The sequence below is a fragment of the Kribbella antiqua genome, assembly GCF_004345665.1.
GTDB classification, from domain to species: Bacteria; Actinomycetota; Actinomycetes; order Propionibacteriales; family Kribbellaceae; genus Kribbella; species Kribbella antiqua.
This window is the reverse complement of sequence record NZ_SLWR01000001.1, coordinates 1116067-1131262: the sequence shown is the minus strand read 5'-3', so window position 1 is coordinate 1131262 and position 15196 is coordinate 1116067. Positions and strand designations below refer to the sequence as shown.

General features: G+C 68.2%; 12 protein-coding genes. 4 read left to right on the top strand and 8 right to left on the bottom strand.

Annotation, left to right across the window (positions count from 1 at the left end):
• Positions 1 to 156: 156 nt before the first annotated feature.
• The 4 genes from EV646_RS05360 (at position 157) to EV646_RS05345 (ending at position 3668) form a co-directional block, all read left to right on the top strand.
• Positions 157 to 972 carry a PspA/IM30 family protein gene (locus EV646_RS05360; RefSeq protein WP_132144408.1) on the top strand — a complete coding sequence of 272 codons (816 nt, stop codon included), beginning with the start codon at positions 157 to 159 and terminating at the stop codon, positions 970 to 972.
• On the top strand, positions 969 to 1244 hold the full coding sequence (gene pspAA, locus EV646_RS05355) for a PspA-associated protein PspAA (RefSeq protein WP_132144406.1): 276 nt from the start codon (positions 969 to 971) through the stop codon (positions 1242 to 1244). Before EV646_RS05360 ends, pspAA begins: the two co-directional genes overlap by 4 nt.
• A gap of 231 nt (positions 1245 to 1475) precedes the next feature.
• Positions 1476 to 3002 carry a sugar transferase gene (locus tag EV646_RS05350; protein ID WP_241995317.1) on the top strand — a complete coding sequence of 509 codons (1527 nt, stop codon included), beginning with the start codon at positions 1476 to 1478 and terminating at the stop codon, positions 3000 to 3002.
• A gap of 105 nt (positions 3003 to 3107) precedes the next feature.
• The gene (locus tag EV646_RS05345; RefSeq protein ID WP_158290901.1) at positions 3108 to 3668 is read left to right on the top strand and encodes an RNA polymerase sigma factor; all 561 of its coding nucleotides are present in this window, start codon (positions 3108 to 3110) and stop codon (positions 3666 to 3668) included.
• Between the two features lie 33 nt (positions 3669 to 3701).
• Here EV646_RS05345 and EV646_RS05340 read toward each other — a convergent pair whose 3' ends face one another.
• The 8 genes from EV646_RS05340 to EV646_RS05305 all read right to left on the bottom strand — a co-directional run bounded on the left by EV646_RS05340 (position 3702) and on the right by EV646_RS05305 (position 15186).
• Positions 3702 to 4070, bottom strand: coding sequence for a hypothetical protein (locus EV646_RS05340; RefSeq protein WP_132144402.1), 369 nt, complete (start codon positions 4068 to 4070; stop codon positions 3702 to 3704).
• A 5-nt stretch (positions 4071 to 4075) separates the two neighbouring features.
• Positions 4076 to 5701, bottom strand: a complete 1626-nt coding sequence (locus tag EV646_RS05335) for a right-handed parallel beta-helix repeat-containing protein (RefSeq protein WP_132144400.1) — start codon at positions 5699 to 5701, stop codon at positions 4076 to 4078.
• 31 nt (positions 5702 to 5732) lie between these two features.
• Entirely contained in the window at positions 5733 to 6929 is a 1197-nt protein-coding gene (locus EV646_RS05330) for a glycosyltransferase (protein ID WP_132144398.1), read from the bottom strand.
• The gene (locus tag EV646_RS05325) at positions 6926 to 8158 is read right to left on the bottom strand and encodes an O-antigen ligase family protein (protein WP_132144396.1); all 1233 of its coding nucleotides are present in this window, start codon (positions 8156 to 8158) and stop codon (positions 6926 to 6928) included. Before EV646_RS05325 ends, EV646_RS05330 begins: the two co-directional genes overlap by 4 nt.
• Entirely contained in the window at positions 8155 to 9786 is a 1632-nt protein-coding gene (locus EV646_RS05320; protein ID WP_132144394.1) for a hypothetical protein, read from the bottom strand. The genes EV646_RS05325 and EV646_RS05320 overlap by 4 nt, the downstream gene beginning before the upstream one ends.
• Complete coding sequence (locus EV646_RS05315) at positions 9783 to 11000, bottom strand: Wzz/FepE/Etk N-terminal domain-containing protein (RefSeq protein ID WP_158290900.1); 1218 nt, start codon at positions 10998 to 11000, stop codon at positions 9783 to 9785. Before EV646_RS05315 ends, EV646_RS05320 begins: the two co-directional genes overlap by 4 nt.
• 77 nt (positions 11001 to 11077) lie before the next feature.
• The gene (locus EV646_RS05310) at positions 11078 to 13039 is read right to left on the bottom strand and encodes a heparinase II/III family protein (protein ID WP_199236788.1); all 1962 of its coding nucleotides are present in this window, start codon (positions 13037 to 13039) and stop codon (positions 11078 to 11080) included.
• Complete coding sequence (locus tag EV646_RS05305; protein WP_132144390.1) at positions 13036 to 15186, bottom strand: bi-domain-containing oxidoreductase; 2151 nt, start codon at positions 15184 to 15186, stop codon at positions 13036 to 13038. The genes EV646_RS05310 and EV646_RS05305 overlap by 4 nt, the downstream gene beginning before the upstream one ends.
• Positions 15187 to 15196 lie beyond the last annotated feature (10 nt).

The following is a 15196-nucleotide window of genomic DNA, read 5'->3' as shown; positions in this document are numbered from 1 at the left end:
CCTCATTCGGCAGGGCAGGGTCGCGCCTCGGGGTGGTCCCCGGACTTGGAGACCACTTTATCCGGGCCGGTCCTGATGGTGTGGTGACCTGCAGGGACATAGGGTGGTTGGCACGCACGCCGGGTCGACGCCGGCACAGAAGGGGTACTGATATCGATGAGCATCTTCAAGCGGGTCTCGACGATCTTCAAGGCCAAGGCGAACTCCGCGCTGGACAAGGCCGAGGATCCTCGCGAAACCCTTGACTACTCGTACCAGAAGCAGCTCGAACTGCTGCAGAAGGTGCGGCGGGGCGTGGCCGACGTGGCTACCAGCCGGAAGCGGGTCGAACTGCAGGCGTCACAGCTGCAGTCCCAGTCGCAGAAGCTGCAGGACCAGGCCCAGAAGGCGCTCTCGATGGGCCGTGAGGACCTGGCCCGGGAAGCCCTGACCCGCAAGTCCGCGCTGCAGGGCCAGATCGAGGACCTGCAGACCCAGCACGCCCAGCTGCAGGGTGAGGAGGAGAAGCTGACGCTGGCCTCCCAGCGGCTGCAGGCCAAGGTCGAGTCGTTCCGGACCCGCAAGGAGACGATCAAGGCGACGTACACCGCGGCCGAGGCGCAGACCCGGATCAACGAGGCCTTCTCCGGCATCTCCGAGGAGATGAGCGACGTCGGCCTGGCGGTCCAGCGGGCCGAGGACAAGACCCAGCAGATGCAGGCCCGGGCAGGCGCGATCGACGAGCTGCTCGCCTCCGGCGCGCTCGACGACGCCACCGGCACCAGCAAGGACAGCATCACCCTGGAGCTGGAGCGGATGTCGTCCGGCTCCGACGTGGAGAACGAGCTGGCCGCGATGAAGGCCCAGCTGTCCGGCGGCAGCGCGCCGAAGGAGCTGTCCGGCGACAACACGACCCCCGCCCAGCAACCCGCCCAGCCAGTTCAGCAGCCGGCCGCGGAGCCGGTGCGACCTCAGGACGGAGACGTTCGATGATCGTTCGCATCATGGGTGAGGGCCAGTGGCGACTGGCCGACGAGCAGCTCGACCAGCTCAACGCGGTCGACACCGAGCTGGAGAAGGCTGTCTCGGCCGGCGACGAGGACGGCTTCCGTACGTCGTTCGACGCGCTGCTCACCTTCGTCCGGTCCGGCCAGAAGGTGCCGGACGACGAGCTGCACGACTCCGACGCGATCCTGCCGCCGGGCGACAGCACCCTGGCCGAGATGCGCGAGCTGATCAGCGGCGACGGGCTGATCGCCGGCTGATCACCTGCCGTAGCCGTTTCGAGAACCCCGGGGCCTGAAATCAGGCCCTGGGGTTCTTTGTCTGGCAATCCGGTTGCCCGGCGGTAAACACTCCCGCCCAGTGCTGTTGCAGGCGGCATTCCCTTGGTACTCTCTGGATCACGCCGTTGTGGGGGCGGCGTTCACCGAGGTCCGTGACGGGGAGTGGGTTGGTCACGGGCGTCGCTTTTCACCTGTGGGGGGTGACAGTGCGTGACTGAATTCGTCATGTCCGAAGAGGTAGCCGATTCGGCTGATCTTCGGCCGGCGCCGTCTGGAGAACGTCGTCGGCCGGTCTGGGTGGTACCGGACGAAGTCCCGGCGATCGTGCCGCGTTCGGCCCGGTTCACCGAGGCGCGGTGGGTGTCGAAGTACCGGTGGGCAGCGCTCGCCGCCGACGTCCTCGCCGCGCTCGTCGGTGGGACCCTGGCTCTCGTGGCCCGGTTCGGCGCCCAGATCAACGTCGGCTACATCCTGCTCGGTGCCGTCCTGCCAGTCGCTTGGCTGGCCTGTGTGGCGCTGGAGCGGGGCTATGAGACCCGGTACTTCGGGACCGGGCCGGAGGAATTCCGTTCGATCATCCGGGCCGCGGTGGCGTTGACCGCGCTGGTCGCGATCACGTCGTACGCGGTCAAGCTGGAAGTCGCCCGTGGTTTCGTCGTACTCGCGGTGCCGATGACCTGCCTGGCGGCGATGGTCGCCCGCTGGTTGCTGCACCGCAGCATCTCCTGGCGGCGGTTCGCCGGGCGGTGCATGCGCCGGGTACTCGTTGTCGGACGCAACGACCAGGTGACCACGCTGCGGCGGCACCTGGAGGAGCGGCCGGCCGACGGCTACGTCGTGGTGGCGAACTGCCTGCCGCGCGGGGACTCCTTCGAGGAGCCCGAGCCGGAACGGCTGGGCCGGACCGAGATGGACATCCTGGCCGCGGTCGACCAGTACGACGTCGACGTCGTCGCGGTGGCCACCGATCCGGAACTGGCCGGGCACTCGCTGCGCAAGCTGTCCTGGGCGCTCGAACAGCGCGGCGTCGACCTGATCGTGTCGCCGGGCATCGTCGAGGTGGCCGGCCCACGGATCTCGATCCGCCCGGTCGCCGGCCTGTCGCTCCTGCACCTGGAGCGGCCGTCGGTCAGCGGCGGACCACACCTGCTGAAGAGCATCTTCGACCGGGTGGTCGGTTGCCTGCTGCTGCTCGGTGTCTCGCCGATCCTGCTCATCGCCGCGCTGCTGGTGAAGGTCAGCAGCCGGGGTCCGGTGCTGTTCCGGCAGACCCGGGTGGGCCGTGGCGGGGAACTGTTCCAGATGCTGAAGTTCCGCACGATGGTGGCCGACGCCGAGGCACGCAAGGCGGAACTGCACGCGCTGAACGAAGGCAACGGAGTGCTGTTCAAGCTCCGCGACGATCCGCGGGTGACCCGGGTCGGCAAGTACTTGCGGCGTTTCTCGATCGACGAGCTGCCACAACTGGTGAACGTGCTCCGGGGGGACATGTCACTGGTCGGGCCGCGGCCACCACTGCCGGCGGAGGTGGCGCGGTACGCCATCGACGACGCGCGGCGGATGCTCGTGAAGCCCGGACTGACCGGCCTCTGGCAGGTCAGCGGTCGCAGCGACCTGACCTGGGAAGAGTCGATGCGGCTCGACCTGCGCTACGCGGACAACTGGTCGATCGCACTCGACCTGCTCATTTTGTGGAAGACCGCGCGCGCCGTGCTCGGCCGTGACGGCGCTTACTGACACACACCACTTTCCTTTCTGCCTGTTCACAACCAGTGGTGTATTCCCGAGGGGGGAATCGATATGTTGCAGCAACTCAGTGCTCCAACGAGCGCTGACGACACTGTGCCAGACGAAATTGGGCCGGTTCGCTCCGAGGCCGCGAACCTCGTCATCCAGGCAGCCGCCGGTGACCCGGGGGCCTGGAGCCGGCTGGTCGATCACTACGCACGGCTCGTCTGGGCCGTCACCCGGAGCTTCCGGCTCTCCGACAGCGACGCCGCCGACGTCTCCCAGATGGTCTGGTTGCGGTTGCTCGAGCACATCCACCGGGTCGACCCCGAGCGGGTCGGTGCCTGGCTGGTCACCACCACCCGGCGGGAATGCCTGCGGGTGCTTGCCTTCCGCAAGCGTGTGCTGCTCACCTACGAGTCCACCGCCTTCGAGGACGTGGCGGGTGAGCAGCCGGAGCTGGACGCCGAGATGCTCGCCGACGAGCGGGCGGTCGACGTACGGCGTGCGCTCGAGAGCCTGCCGGATCGGTGGCAGCAGCTGATGGGCATGCTGATGGCCGATCCGCCCGCGCCGTACGCCGAGATCTCCGCGACCATCGGCATCCCGATCGGCAGTATCGGCCCGATCCGGGGTCGCTGCCTGGAGAAGCTCAGACTGCTGCTTGCCTCCTGAGGCAGCAGGCAACCGGCCGGTCCGGCGCATGGATCAGAGCATGATCCACGCGGTTCGGACCGGCCGTTGTGTCGTGCCCGGCCACCTGAGCAGGAAGCTCACCAGCCTGGCCGCCAATGGGTCGTCGGCGCCGCGGGACTCGACCATCACCGGACCGGCGGGGGAGACCCGCAGCTCGATCGTCAGTTTGTCCTGCCCGTGGACGTCGACATCCAGCGTGACTCCGTGGCCGGCGAACCGCAGCCGCCGTACGTCCCGGGCGCTGTCCGGCGCGTCGACCAGGCTGTCGAAGACCACGTCGAGCACGTCGAGATTCCGTTCGTGCCGCCCGAACGCGGCGTAGCCGACCGAGCGGAGCAGTGCGATCTGCTCCCCGCCGGCACGCTCAGGAGGCCCGATCATCGCACTCAGCGCCCTTGCACCTTGATCACACTGTCACGGTCCTGGTCGTACGGCGCACCCTGCCAGGACGGCCAGTTCACGCTGCTGCCCTGCTCGTGCACGATGAAGTTCCACGGCCCGCGGTAGGTGTTGTCGAAGAACTTGTTGTTCTGCTTGAAGGTGATCGCGTCCTGCACCTTCCGCTCCGTGTACGGCGACCAGTCCGGGTACGTGCCCCAGTTGGCGAAGATCCCGTTGAAGCCGCAGCCGCTCCGGGTCGCACAGGTCTTGCCGATCTTGTTCGGGTCGAGGCTGAACACGTTGTCGTGGACCTGCACGTTCTGCGTCTTCCACCGGCAGTCGCTCAGGTAGGGCTGACTCTTGATGTTGTCGCGGTTGCAGGTCTCGATGGTGACCACACTCGGGTTCACCAGCGTGCCGGAGCCCGAGCTGGTGTTGGCCGGGGAGCCGGCGAACCGGTCGGCGTTCTCCCACAGGATCACGCCGGCCCAGTTGTCGGTGAAGGCGTTGTCGCTGATCTCGAAGGTCCGGTTGAATGTCCCGGGCACCCGCTTGTCGCTGCCGGACTCCGAGATGTAGACCGCCCCCGTCGGAAAGCCGTCGTTCTTCGGGCCTTTGCCGAGTCCGTTGCGGACGAAGGTGTTGCCCCGGATGGAGGCGTTGTAGCTGATCTCGTAGACGATGCCCTCGGCGGAGTTGCCCGAGATGTAGTTGCCCTCGATGGCGAACGCGGTGTTGTTGGTGTCGGCCCACATCCCGGCGCCATGGTTGTCGTGGATCCAGTTGCCGCGGACCACCGCCCCGGACACCGCCCAGAACTTTCCGCCACCCGTGCAGCCGCAGCCGGGCCGGATGGTCTCCCAGTCGTCGGTGTTGTTGCCGGTGATCTCGTTGCGTTCGATCACCACACTCGACACCCTGCCCGGGTTGTAGGCGCTGAACCCGTACTGGCCGTTGTCCTGCAGGCAGTTGCCGCGGACAACGTTCTTGGTTCCGACCATCAGGCCGGCGCCGGAGTTGTCCCGGATGGTGTTGGCCTCGATGGTCCACTCGGGGGAGGCGTTGTGGTTCACCACGCCCTCGTCATTGGTGCCGCGCGGGCGGCCGAAGTTCTGGATCGTCAGGCCCTTGATGGTGACGCCGGCGGAGTAGCCGGTGAAGGCGTAGCGGTTGCTGTGCGCACCATCGAGCACCGCGCCGGGAGCGCCGAGGTAGGTGTTGCCCCGCTTGGGGATCACCTGTACGTACTCCCCGCCGCCGAGTTTGTGCGTGCCGGAGGTCAGCCAGAAGGTCGTGCCGGCCGGGCTCTTGGCGGTGAGGTCCCGCAGGTTCTGTGCGGGGCTGACGGTAACCGCACCAGCCGGAGCGGTCGCCGGTCCGGCCAGAGCCGTGGTGTTACCGCAGATCTTGGCCGGCGGAGCGGTCGGCGCCTGGACTGCCACCGACGTGGGCGTCGGACTCGTGCTGGTCTGTGGCTCCGACACCGGTTGCCCGTCGGCTGTCACGACGTAAGTGAGCACGGCAAGGACGCCGGCGAGCACGATCGCACCGGCGGCGACGAACGCACGCCGGCCGCGATACCACGCGGATCCCCGACCTTTGGCCGGTGGGGACGGATCGCGTTGTTCCATGGCACTTCCTTCTGGGGGGCAGTGGTCTCGGCTAGCTGACGACCGATTGGCGGGCGGCGAACCGGTAGATGTCGAGCAGCTGCTCGAGATTGCGGTGGGGGTCGTGCTTCTTCTCGTACGTCGTACGGGCGTTGCGGCCGAGCTCGTCGTACTTGGCGGGGGACGCGTCGACGTCAAGCAGCAGCTTGGCCAGCGCGTCCGGCCGGCCCGGATCGAACAACGCTCCGTCGACGCCGTCGGTTACGAGCTCCGGGAACGAACCGTGGGCGGCGGCGAGCAGCGGCACCCCGACCGCCATCGCCTCGACCACGACCAGCCCGAACGTCTCCTGCCACTCCGACGGCAGAACGACCGCGCGGGACCGGCCGATCAGGTCGAAGACCTCCTGCTTGCTCATCAGCCCGCGGAGCTCGACGGACGGCCGCTCGGCCGCCCAGGCGGTCACCTCGTCCTCCAACGGACCACCGCCGGCGATGACCAGCTTGAGCGCGTCGTCGCCCGCGATCGCGCGGTAAGCGTCCCAGCCCCTCATCAGCAGTGGTGCGCCCTTGGCCGCGTCCAGCCGGCCGACGTACGTCACCTGTCGTTGCCTCTGGCCCCCGATCGGGCCGTCGTACGGGACGTAGTTGTAGCGGACGAAGCTGCGGTCCGGGTCGAACCGCATCCCGGCCAGCAGGCTGCGCTGTGACTCGGAGACGAAGATGTACGCCGACACCAGGTTGCGCCAGCTCCGCCGGTGGGTCCGGGTGTTCAGCACGGTCGTCGCGGTGGCCAGCGTGGAACCGCGGTAGCAGCGGTGGATCACACCTGACGTCGGGTTACCTCCGGCGCAGTCGTGACACAGGTTGCCGTCGCGGAAGAAGTCACCGCTGGCGCAGAGCAGCTTGTAGTTGTGCAGCGTGATCACGACCGGCACACCCGCGTCGCGGCACGCGTACAGCACCGACGGGCTCAGCACCGGGAAGGTGTTGTGCACATGGACGACGTCCGGACGGAACCGCTCGAGGGTCGCGACGAGATCCCGTTTGGCGGCGGGGTTCCAGACCACCCGGGCCGGCAGGGTGGCCTTCTTCCAGGCCGGCCAGTCCTCGATCTCGTCGCTGTGCCGCTCGAACGTCTCGACCTCGTGGCCGAGCGCCGCCAGCGCCTCGCCTTCCTGGTCGACGACCCGGTTCTCGCCGCTCGGCGCGGTGGACCGGTATCGGTTGTGCACCAGCAAGATCTTCATCGGATTCCTTCCCGGGGAGCGCGCGAGTACACCAGCGACGCGGCCAGGGTCAGTTCGAGCAGGTACGGCGAGGCCTCGCTCAGCCCGCTCTCGGTGAACGACGCGACCACGCAGTAGGCGACCAGGAACAGTGCCAGGGCCCGGCGTGGACCTTGCGGCTGGAAGAACAGGGCGACGATCAGCACGAACAGCACCATCGCGATGTTGATCGCCATGCCGATCAGACCGACGTCGTGGTATGTGCCGAGCCAGTTGCTGTCGATGGGCAGGCCGTTGAAGGATTTGTTCGACAGGCCGAAACCGAACAGCGTCTCCCAGGTCGAGCGCGGCTGGGCCAGGATCGCGTCCCAGACCCGGGTCCGGCCGGTCAACTCGGTGACCTCGGTCGTGTCCTGACCGCGGGCCAGCCAGGTGCTCACCACCGATCCGGCGGCGAGTGCGCCGACGGAGAAGAAGACCAGGCCGAACGCGAACGTCTTGCGGACCCGGCGGCGTGCGGTGAACAGGCTCATGCCGGCGATCAGGACGCCGATCAGCATCGCGACCAACGCCGTCCGGGTATGGGTCAGCAGCAGGACGGGTATGGCCCCGACGACACTGATGAGCGCCACTCCCTTTGGGAGCAGCCCGGCCATCCACAGCACCGTCGTCAGACCGATCGCCACCGCCGCGTAGTGACCGACCTGCGTTGGCGGGATCGGCCACAAGATGCCGTACAGCCGGTCCTCGGTCAGGGCGAGCCCGGGTGCGGCGAACAGTCCGAGAACGACGGAACCGAGCACGATCCACAGGAACATCAGGTGGGTCCGGACCAGGAGCAGATCGCGCCTGGTCCACCACGGCGTCAGCAACCACAGCACCATGACGAACAGGAACAGCCGCCCGGACCGGTACAGCGCACCGAACAGGAACTCGGCCCGCAGGCTCGACGCCAGTGCCTCGGTCGCCAGCAGCGTGGCGAGGAAGATGAACACAGAAGGCCGGATCCTGGTCGGCCGGTTCACCGTCAGCACCAGCACGGCGGCGACCAGGAGCGAGCCTTGGGCGATCAGCTTTCCGATGGGCCCTGGGATCGGGATGATGTGCGGCGCCTCGGGGAAGAACGTCAGAACGTTCAGCAGCAGACAGCCCCAGACCAGCTGCACCCGCCGGCGGCGCCGGCGCTCAGGCGACACAACGCGCCGGCCGGGCCGGTCGTTGATCCGCCTGAGCACCTGAACACCACTCATCGGCCGAACATCTCCACGTCGAGGGTGCGGGACGAGGCTTCCGCCTCGGTGACGCCGACGCCCTCGTCGGTCCGGTCCGCGTTCAGTACGACGGCCGTGTCGATCTCGAGGCCCGCCAGTCGAACCATGTCGCCGGTGGCCCGGACCTTGGTGGTCGTCGACCGTCCGGCGGTGACCACGACAGCAGCCCGGGCAGCCCAGGTGCCGAGGTGGTCGGCACCGAGCGCCGGCGACAGCGTGGCCAGCGACAGTACGACGTCCGCGACGTCCCAGGCGGCGTCGAGGGCGACGTCACCAGTGCCACCCGCGCGGTTGTTCTCCCGCAGCCGCAGGTAGGCACCCTCGGCCGGACCGGCCTCCGGGTTCGGCAGGTGCACAGTGATCCGGCGCCCGGGCTCGCTGAACCGCGAGTCCCGGGTGCCGAGCTCCCGCACGCCGAGCTTCGCAGCCAGGATGCCTGTCTCGGTCAGGTCGACGGCCAGGACGTTTTTGCCGTCCTCGGCCAGTAAGTAGGCCAGCGAGGCGACCGCGATCGCGCAGGTCCGGACGTCGTCGACGCTGACAACGACCAGTGCGGGCGTCGGCCGCTTGGCCCAGACGATGCGCTGATCCAGGTGCCGCACCATCAATTCGATCTCTGGATGGTGCTGCTCGTGCTGGCGCAGCCGTCGCAGGAACGGCAGCCACTGCCAGCGTGGCGGCCGCCCGGTGCTGAGCCGGACCCGCGCGTTCAGCGTGTGGGCGATGTCCTGCCGCTTCCACAGCCGGTCTGAGATCAAGGCCCGGACGATGACGAACCCGAGGCCGAGGAAGAGCCCGGCGATCATCCCGGTGCCGGCCGCGATCACCAGCGTCCGCTTGGCGGAGACCAGGACCGGCGCCGGCTGATCGAGGATCCGGCTGCTGTTCATCTTCGATGCCGACGTGTCCAGGTCCAGCCGTTGCTGCCGGAGGTACAACATCTTGTCCCGGTCGGCGTTGAGCTTCTTCATCTCCGGACTGTTGGGGTGCTTCGGATCGTCCGGATTGTCCCCGGCGGCACGGACTGCTTGTTCAGCGACGCTCACATCGTCCACCGCGGCGTTGTAGTCCCGCACCAAGGGGGCCACCTGCAGCGCGATCTGCTCCTTGCGGAAGACTAGATAGGTCTGCGCCACCGTCGTAGCCAGCTTGTTGGCCTCGTCAGTCGTCTTGGCGCTCGCCTGGATCTCCAGCACGCGGTCGGTCAGCGGGGTCGCGGTGTACCTCTCGAGCAGGGCGTCCGGTGTGTCCGGCAGCTTCAGCAGCTTGATCGCCCGCTCTGCGACGGTACGGGTGGTCGCAAGGCTCACCTCGGTCTCCATCGCCTTGGTCGGGTCCTCACCTTCGCGGGTGGTGATCAGCAGCCGGGCTGACGACGTGTGCGCCGTCGGCAGCAGGACGATCGATGCCAGGCCGAGGGTCAGTCCAGCGATCGCGAGTACCAGCCAGATCCGCAGGTGTCGCCGGATTGCGTCGCGCAGGAACCGGAAGGTAACGAGGCTGTCCGGCGGGTACGCCGGCGACGGCTCGTCGGCGAACAGGTCGTCGTCATCGTCGAGCCAGGTCTTCGCGTCGCCCATCGGTTCGGAATACGGTTGGTTGCTCATCGGGTCCGCCTCGCTGTGCCGGTGAGTAGCGTGGGCAGGCGCGAGCTGGAGCGCCGCTGCGACTGCGAGACCCGGCCGATGGTGCGGTCGGACGGATCGGGATCGGTGACGACCAGGCCGTCGATGGTGCGGTCGTCCGCGGCGGCGGCGACCGCGAGCCGGGCCAGCTCTTCCGCGGTCACCACGCCGGCCGACAGGGCGACGATCGTGCTGGTCGTCCGGGTGGCGCCGTCGAGGCGAGGCGCGTCCTTGTCGACGACGACCAGATGGATGTCCAGGGCGGCCGATCCGAGCGGGCGATCGGAGTGGTTGTCGACCACGATCGAGGTGGAGATTCCGATCGACGAGGCGAATGCGGCGAGCTGCGGACCGAGCGGAAGGGCCTTCTCGTCGTCGCTGAACGAGAGGACGGTCAACGATCGCGGCGAGCCGCCCTTCACGTCCAGGTTCAGGTTGTGCAGCGTCTTGCGCAGGCTCCACGCGTCCACAGCGGTCGGCGCATAGCGCTGGAGCAACTGAGCCCAGTCGGACGGGTCGTCCGCCTGGTACGACGACACCGACGCCAGCACCGGGATCCCGACGGCATCGGCGACCTCGTCCCGCAGTCGCAGCCGGCGGTCGCCGCGAGCCCTGGCCAGCACGCCGATCGCGGCCGCGATGGCAGCCAGCAGCGCTCCGAGCCCGCCGTAGATCCCGAGGTGGATGAACATGTTGCCGCCGCGCGCGGTGGTGGCCGGCTCCAGCACCCTGGCGCCGACCTTCCTGCCGAGGTCGCCGGGAAGCTTCTGAGCGGTGGTGACGAAGACCAGGTAGACCTCCGAGACGGCGTTGGCCAGCCGCATCGCCTGCGCCGGGGTGGTGCCCTTGGCGTCGATCCTGATGACGTCGTCGGTGACCGCGGTGACCTTGACCCGGCTGCGGACCTCCTCGGTGCCCAGCGCGGGGGAGAGGTTCTGCCCGGCGCTCCTGAGCACGGGGCCGCTCTCGGCGATGAAGACCTGCGTCTCGATACTCTGCGTGCCGGTCGCCTTGTCCGGTTCGGCCGACGACGGCGGTGGCAGCACCACCATCGACGTGGCCGTGTGCATCGGCGGTTGCCAGTACGCGTAGGCCATCCCGCTGACCAGGCCGATCGCCGCGATCGCAGCGATCAGGAGGCTGTCCCGCCGGACGGCTCGCCAAGCCTTCTTGACGTCGAGCTGCTGTGCGCTCACAGGACCCCTCCAGTTCGGCACTAATGGTTCGGAGTAATAGAGGGCCTTGACCGGTGGGTGATACAGCCGGGCTCCGGTCAGGACCGGAATCTGAACGTGCTGACCGCGGGGGAGCCGGGTTCGAGCGTGCCAATGCCTACCAGCGTCGTGATCGGCACCTTGTGGCCGAAACGCGGGGAGTACCAGCCCAGCAGCGGACCGTCGCCTCCCCGGTGCGTGGTCCAGGTCAACCCGGTTGGTAGTTCGACGATCGCCGTACCGTTCGGCCACTTGAGGCGACCGGTCGTGCCGTCCAGGTCGACGGCGACGTCGGGGCCGAGATGCCAAGCCAGGCGTACGGCGGCAGTGGCGTCGAGCTGGTCCTCCACCCGCAGTACGCCGTGATCGAGTACGGCGGTCCGCCGGTGAGTGACTGGTGCGTCGCCGGTTTGGTAGCCATCGTGTTCGGCTTCCCAGGTCTGGGTGTCACCGTCGACGGCATAGCGCCTTACGTGGCCGGTCGCGCCGCGCAGCCACAGGAACGGGCCGCCCCAGACGGACTGCTCGGCACCGGCGACCTCGAGCGTGTTGTGGCCGATGGTCGAGCGGAAGTAGTTCCGCCACTCCTCTTCGCCGTGATAGCAGTACGTGCCCGGGTCGGCGAGGATGTCGACGCCGCCGACGCGGACCTCAAGGGAGAGCGCGTCGCAATGCGCATGCGCTGCGATCGAAAGGAATCCGTGTGGTCCGGCATCCGCCCGGCACCAGATCTCCGGCCCGCTGTCATGGCTCCGCAGGACCGTGATCCCCGCGTCGGCGAAGTGCGAAGGCCGCTCTGCCGGACGTTCAGGCTGAGTGCCGTTGATCAGCGACCCGGCCAGTACGGCGGTAGTTGTCGGCGGAGTGGGCGGCCACCACGACGCTGGACCGACGACTGCCGCGCCGAGCGACAGGAATCCGGCCCAGCTGTGGACATTCGGCGGATCGAGGACGAGCACCATGCCTTCGTCGTCGTCGCCTTGGCGAGGCGGTCGCAGCGTCTCGTCGACTATCGCCGCCGCATGATCGACCGTCCGGGTCAGCAGCGACCAGGTCTGCTCGCTCAACGGATGACCGGCGTTGTCCGCTTCGACAGCGGCGTACAGGCCGAGCTCGGAGACGAAGCGGTGATAGTCGGTCGCCAGTTCGCGGTTGACGCCGGAGGGGAAGGTGTTCGCGTCCAGTTCCTTCTCGAGGAGTGCGGCCGCGTCGGCGCGCCATCTCGAGCTCTGGCTGAACCACGGGAACGCGCAGGCCCCCACGAGTTGGCCGGCCGCCTCGGCGATCACGTGGTTGTTGGCCGACGAACCGTGGCTGCGAAAGGCGGCCAGGTAGCGCTGGTGCCAGTAGATCTGCCGCAGCGCGAGCTCGTTGTGCTCGAAGAGTTCGATGATCTCGGGCCAGTCGTTCAGCAGCCGCCGGATCCAGGTCCAGCTGATCAGCCGGATGCCGATCTCGATCCCGCTGGCCCAGTGCACTCCGGACAGGAACGGGTTGGACCGCCACCAGTCGTTCAGGTGGTCCGCGACCCGATCGGCGTACGCGTCGTCATGGGTCACGTACCAGGCCGCGGCCAGCTGGGTCAGGTGGTGGTGCCGGGACAACTCCCAGACCTGCTTGATGTTCCCGACCAGCTCCTCGTTGCGATGGTTCAGCCGGAACGTGTACTGCGCCGGGTCGGAACGCCGGCCGGTGACCGGGTCGCGAAACCAGTCCGGCGACCGCAGATCGGTCCGCTCGACGCCGAGCACCTCGAGCTTCCCGGCCAGGATCGCGTCGGCCGTCGTGATGACCGCCTTCCGCGCTTCCTCCGGTACGGCGTCCGCGGTGTGCGGCGGCAGGATCGTGCTGAAGGTCAGCTCGCCACGCCTGGTCGACGGTGCCGGGCCGTCCTCGCCGGGCTTGACCTGCTGGTAGGCCCAGGCAGTACGTCGTACGTGGTCGCCGGTGCGCAGGACCAGCTCGGTGGGGGACATCCGCCGCAGGCGACGGACGTACCACCCGAGGGGCTGGCGGCTCACACCTTCTCCGGTTTGCCGGTGGCGAGGCTCCGATCCACGGCGATGGTCGCGCGGGTGGTGGCGATCAGGGAGTCGAACGCGATCGGCATCGGGCCGCCGGACTTCACCGCCGCGACGAACCGCTCGAGCTCGACCCGCTGGCCCTTGTCGATACTGCGGGCCTTCCGCGTCGACGGGCGCCGGCCGGTCCACACCGAGGCCTGCTGGAAGTTGTCCAGCCGGCCGTTGCGGCCGCCACCGGTGATGTCGAGCGTCTCCTTCGGGAACCGCGCGTTGCCGCCGCCGACGTAGCTGATCGTGCCGACCGAGCCGTTGGCGAACCGGAGGCTGATGATCACGTCACCGGCGTCCGGGCCAGGTACGGCGTACACCTCGGTGGGCGGGCTGTCGAGCCACCAGCTCAAGGTGTCGATGAAGTGGCCACCCTCGCCGGCGAACCGGCTGCCTTCCTTGTCCTGGTCGAGGTACCAGCTGGACGGATCCAGCCGGCCCGCGTTCACCAGGTACCGCGCCGAGGACCCGCCGCCAGGATTGCCGAAGCGGTCGCGCAGATCGGTCAGCAGCGGCGCGAACCGCCGGTTGAACCCGACCATCAGCCGGTTGTTGCCGGTGGCATCCGCGGTGGCGACGATCCGGTCGAGATCCTCGTCGGTGAGCGCCAGCGGCTTCTCGACGAACACCGCCTTCCCGGACTCCAGCGCCCGGCAGGCGAGCTCGGCGTGCGTGCTGTGCCGAGTCACCACGAACACAGCGTCCAGAGACTCGTCCGTGAGTACGGCGTTGGCGTCGGTCGAGATGTTCTCGAACCCGAACCGTCGTTGTGCATTGGCAGCCGACAACGACTTGTTGGTCGCCACATGCGCCAGTACGGCGCCCTCGTTCTTCTGCAGGTGCGGCAGAAGCATGCTCGAGGCATAGTTCCCCGCCCCGATGAACCCAAGCCTTGCCGCACCAGCTGTTGCCTTCGCGGTCCGCTCAACCCGTGGAGCCGGCTGCACCTTCTCTTCCCGCGGCACGTCCGGGTACTCGAAGAGGAAGCCGACTCCGGGGAGGACGCCCGAGGAGAGCTGTTGGTAGACGTCGGTGGCGTCGGCGATCGGGAAGGTGTGGGCGATCAACGAGCCCACGTCGATCTGTTCGCGGGCGATCAGGTCGATGAAGCATTCGAGGTTGCGGCGTTCGGTCCAGCGGACGTAGCCGGCCGGGTAGTCGATACCCTCCAGCTCGTAGCGGTCGTCGTACCGGCCCGGCCCGTAGGAGCGGGAGAAGCGGACGTCCAGCTCCTTGTCGTAGTACGCGTTCCAGGGCAGGTCGAGCCTGGTCTTGCCGATGTCGACGACCCGGGCGCGGTCGCGAGCGAGCCGCGCGGCCGTCTCGACCGGACCGTTGGAATGACCGCCGGCGGCGAGCAGGATGTGGTCGGCTCCGAGCCCGTTCGATGCCTCCAGCAACGACCGCTCCAGCACCGCGATCCCGGCCTCATCGGCCGACGAGCAGTGCAACGCGCCCGCCTTCTCCGCCATCCGGCACCGATCCTCGACCGTGTCGATGCCGAACACCCGTACCCCGGCCGCAACCAGCAGCCGTACGACGAGTTGCCCGACCAGACCGAGCCCGATCACCACCGCGGTCTCGCCGAGCTGCACCTCCGCCTGCCGCACACCCTGCATCGCGATGGCACCAACAGTCGAGAACGCCGCCTGCTCCGCCGGTACGCCGTCCGGCACCGGAACACACAGGTTGATCGGGATCCAGTTGTACTCCGCGTGCAGCGCGAACTCGTTGCCCGCGGCAGCGACCAGCTGCCCGACACTGAACTCCTCGGCCCCGGCGCCCACCTCGACCACGACACCGCACAGCGAGTAACCCAGCGGCGTGTACGAGTCGAGCTTGTTCATCACCTTCTTGTAGGTGTTGACGGCACCCTGCTGAACCACCGAGTCCAGCACCTTCTTCACCTGGTCCGGCCGGGCCTTCGCCTTGCCGATCAGCGACAGTCGCGCCTCGCCGACCTTCATCAACTCGGTGCCGGTGGAGATGAGCGAGTAGAGGGAGCGCACCAGCACCCCACCGGGCGCGCATCCCGGTGGCGGCACGTCGAGCACACTGAGCTCGCCGGACTTGTAGTTCTGTGCAACCTGTTTCATGCCAGTCCTT

Coding starts and splice junctions, on each gene's coding strand:
- EV646_RS05305 (WP_132144390.1), bottom strand. CDS start 15,186: ATGAAACAGGTTGCACAGAACTACAAGTCCGGCGAGCTCAGTGTGCTC.
- EV646_RS05340 (WP_132144402.1), bottom strand. CDS start 4,070: ATGATCGGGCCTCCTGAGCGTGCCGGCGGGGAGCAGATCGCACTGCTC.
- EV646_RS05320 (WP_132144394.1), bottom strand. CDS start 9,786: ATGAGCAACCAACCGTATTCCGAACCGATGGGCGACGCGAAGACCTGG.
- EV646_RS05325 (WP_132144396.1), bottom strand. CDS start 8,158: ATGAGTGGTGTTCAGGTGCTCAGGCGGATCAACGACCGGCCCGGCCGG.
- pspAA (WP_132144406.1), top strand. CDS start 969: ATGATCGTTCGCATCATGGGTGAGGGCCAGTGGCGACTGGCCGACGAG.
- EV646_RS05360 (WP_132144408.1), top strand. CDS start 157: ATGAGCATCTTCAAGCGGGTCTCGACGATCTTCAAGGCCAAGGCGAAC.
- EV646_RS05335 (WP_132144400.1), bottom strand. CDS start 5,701: ATGGAACAACGCGATCCGTCCCCACCGGCCAAAGGTCGGGGATCCGCG.
- EV646_RS05330 (WP_132144398.1), bottom strand. CDS start 6,929: ATGAAGATCTTGCTGGTGCACAACCGATACCGGTCCACCGCGCCGAGC.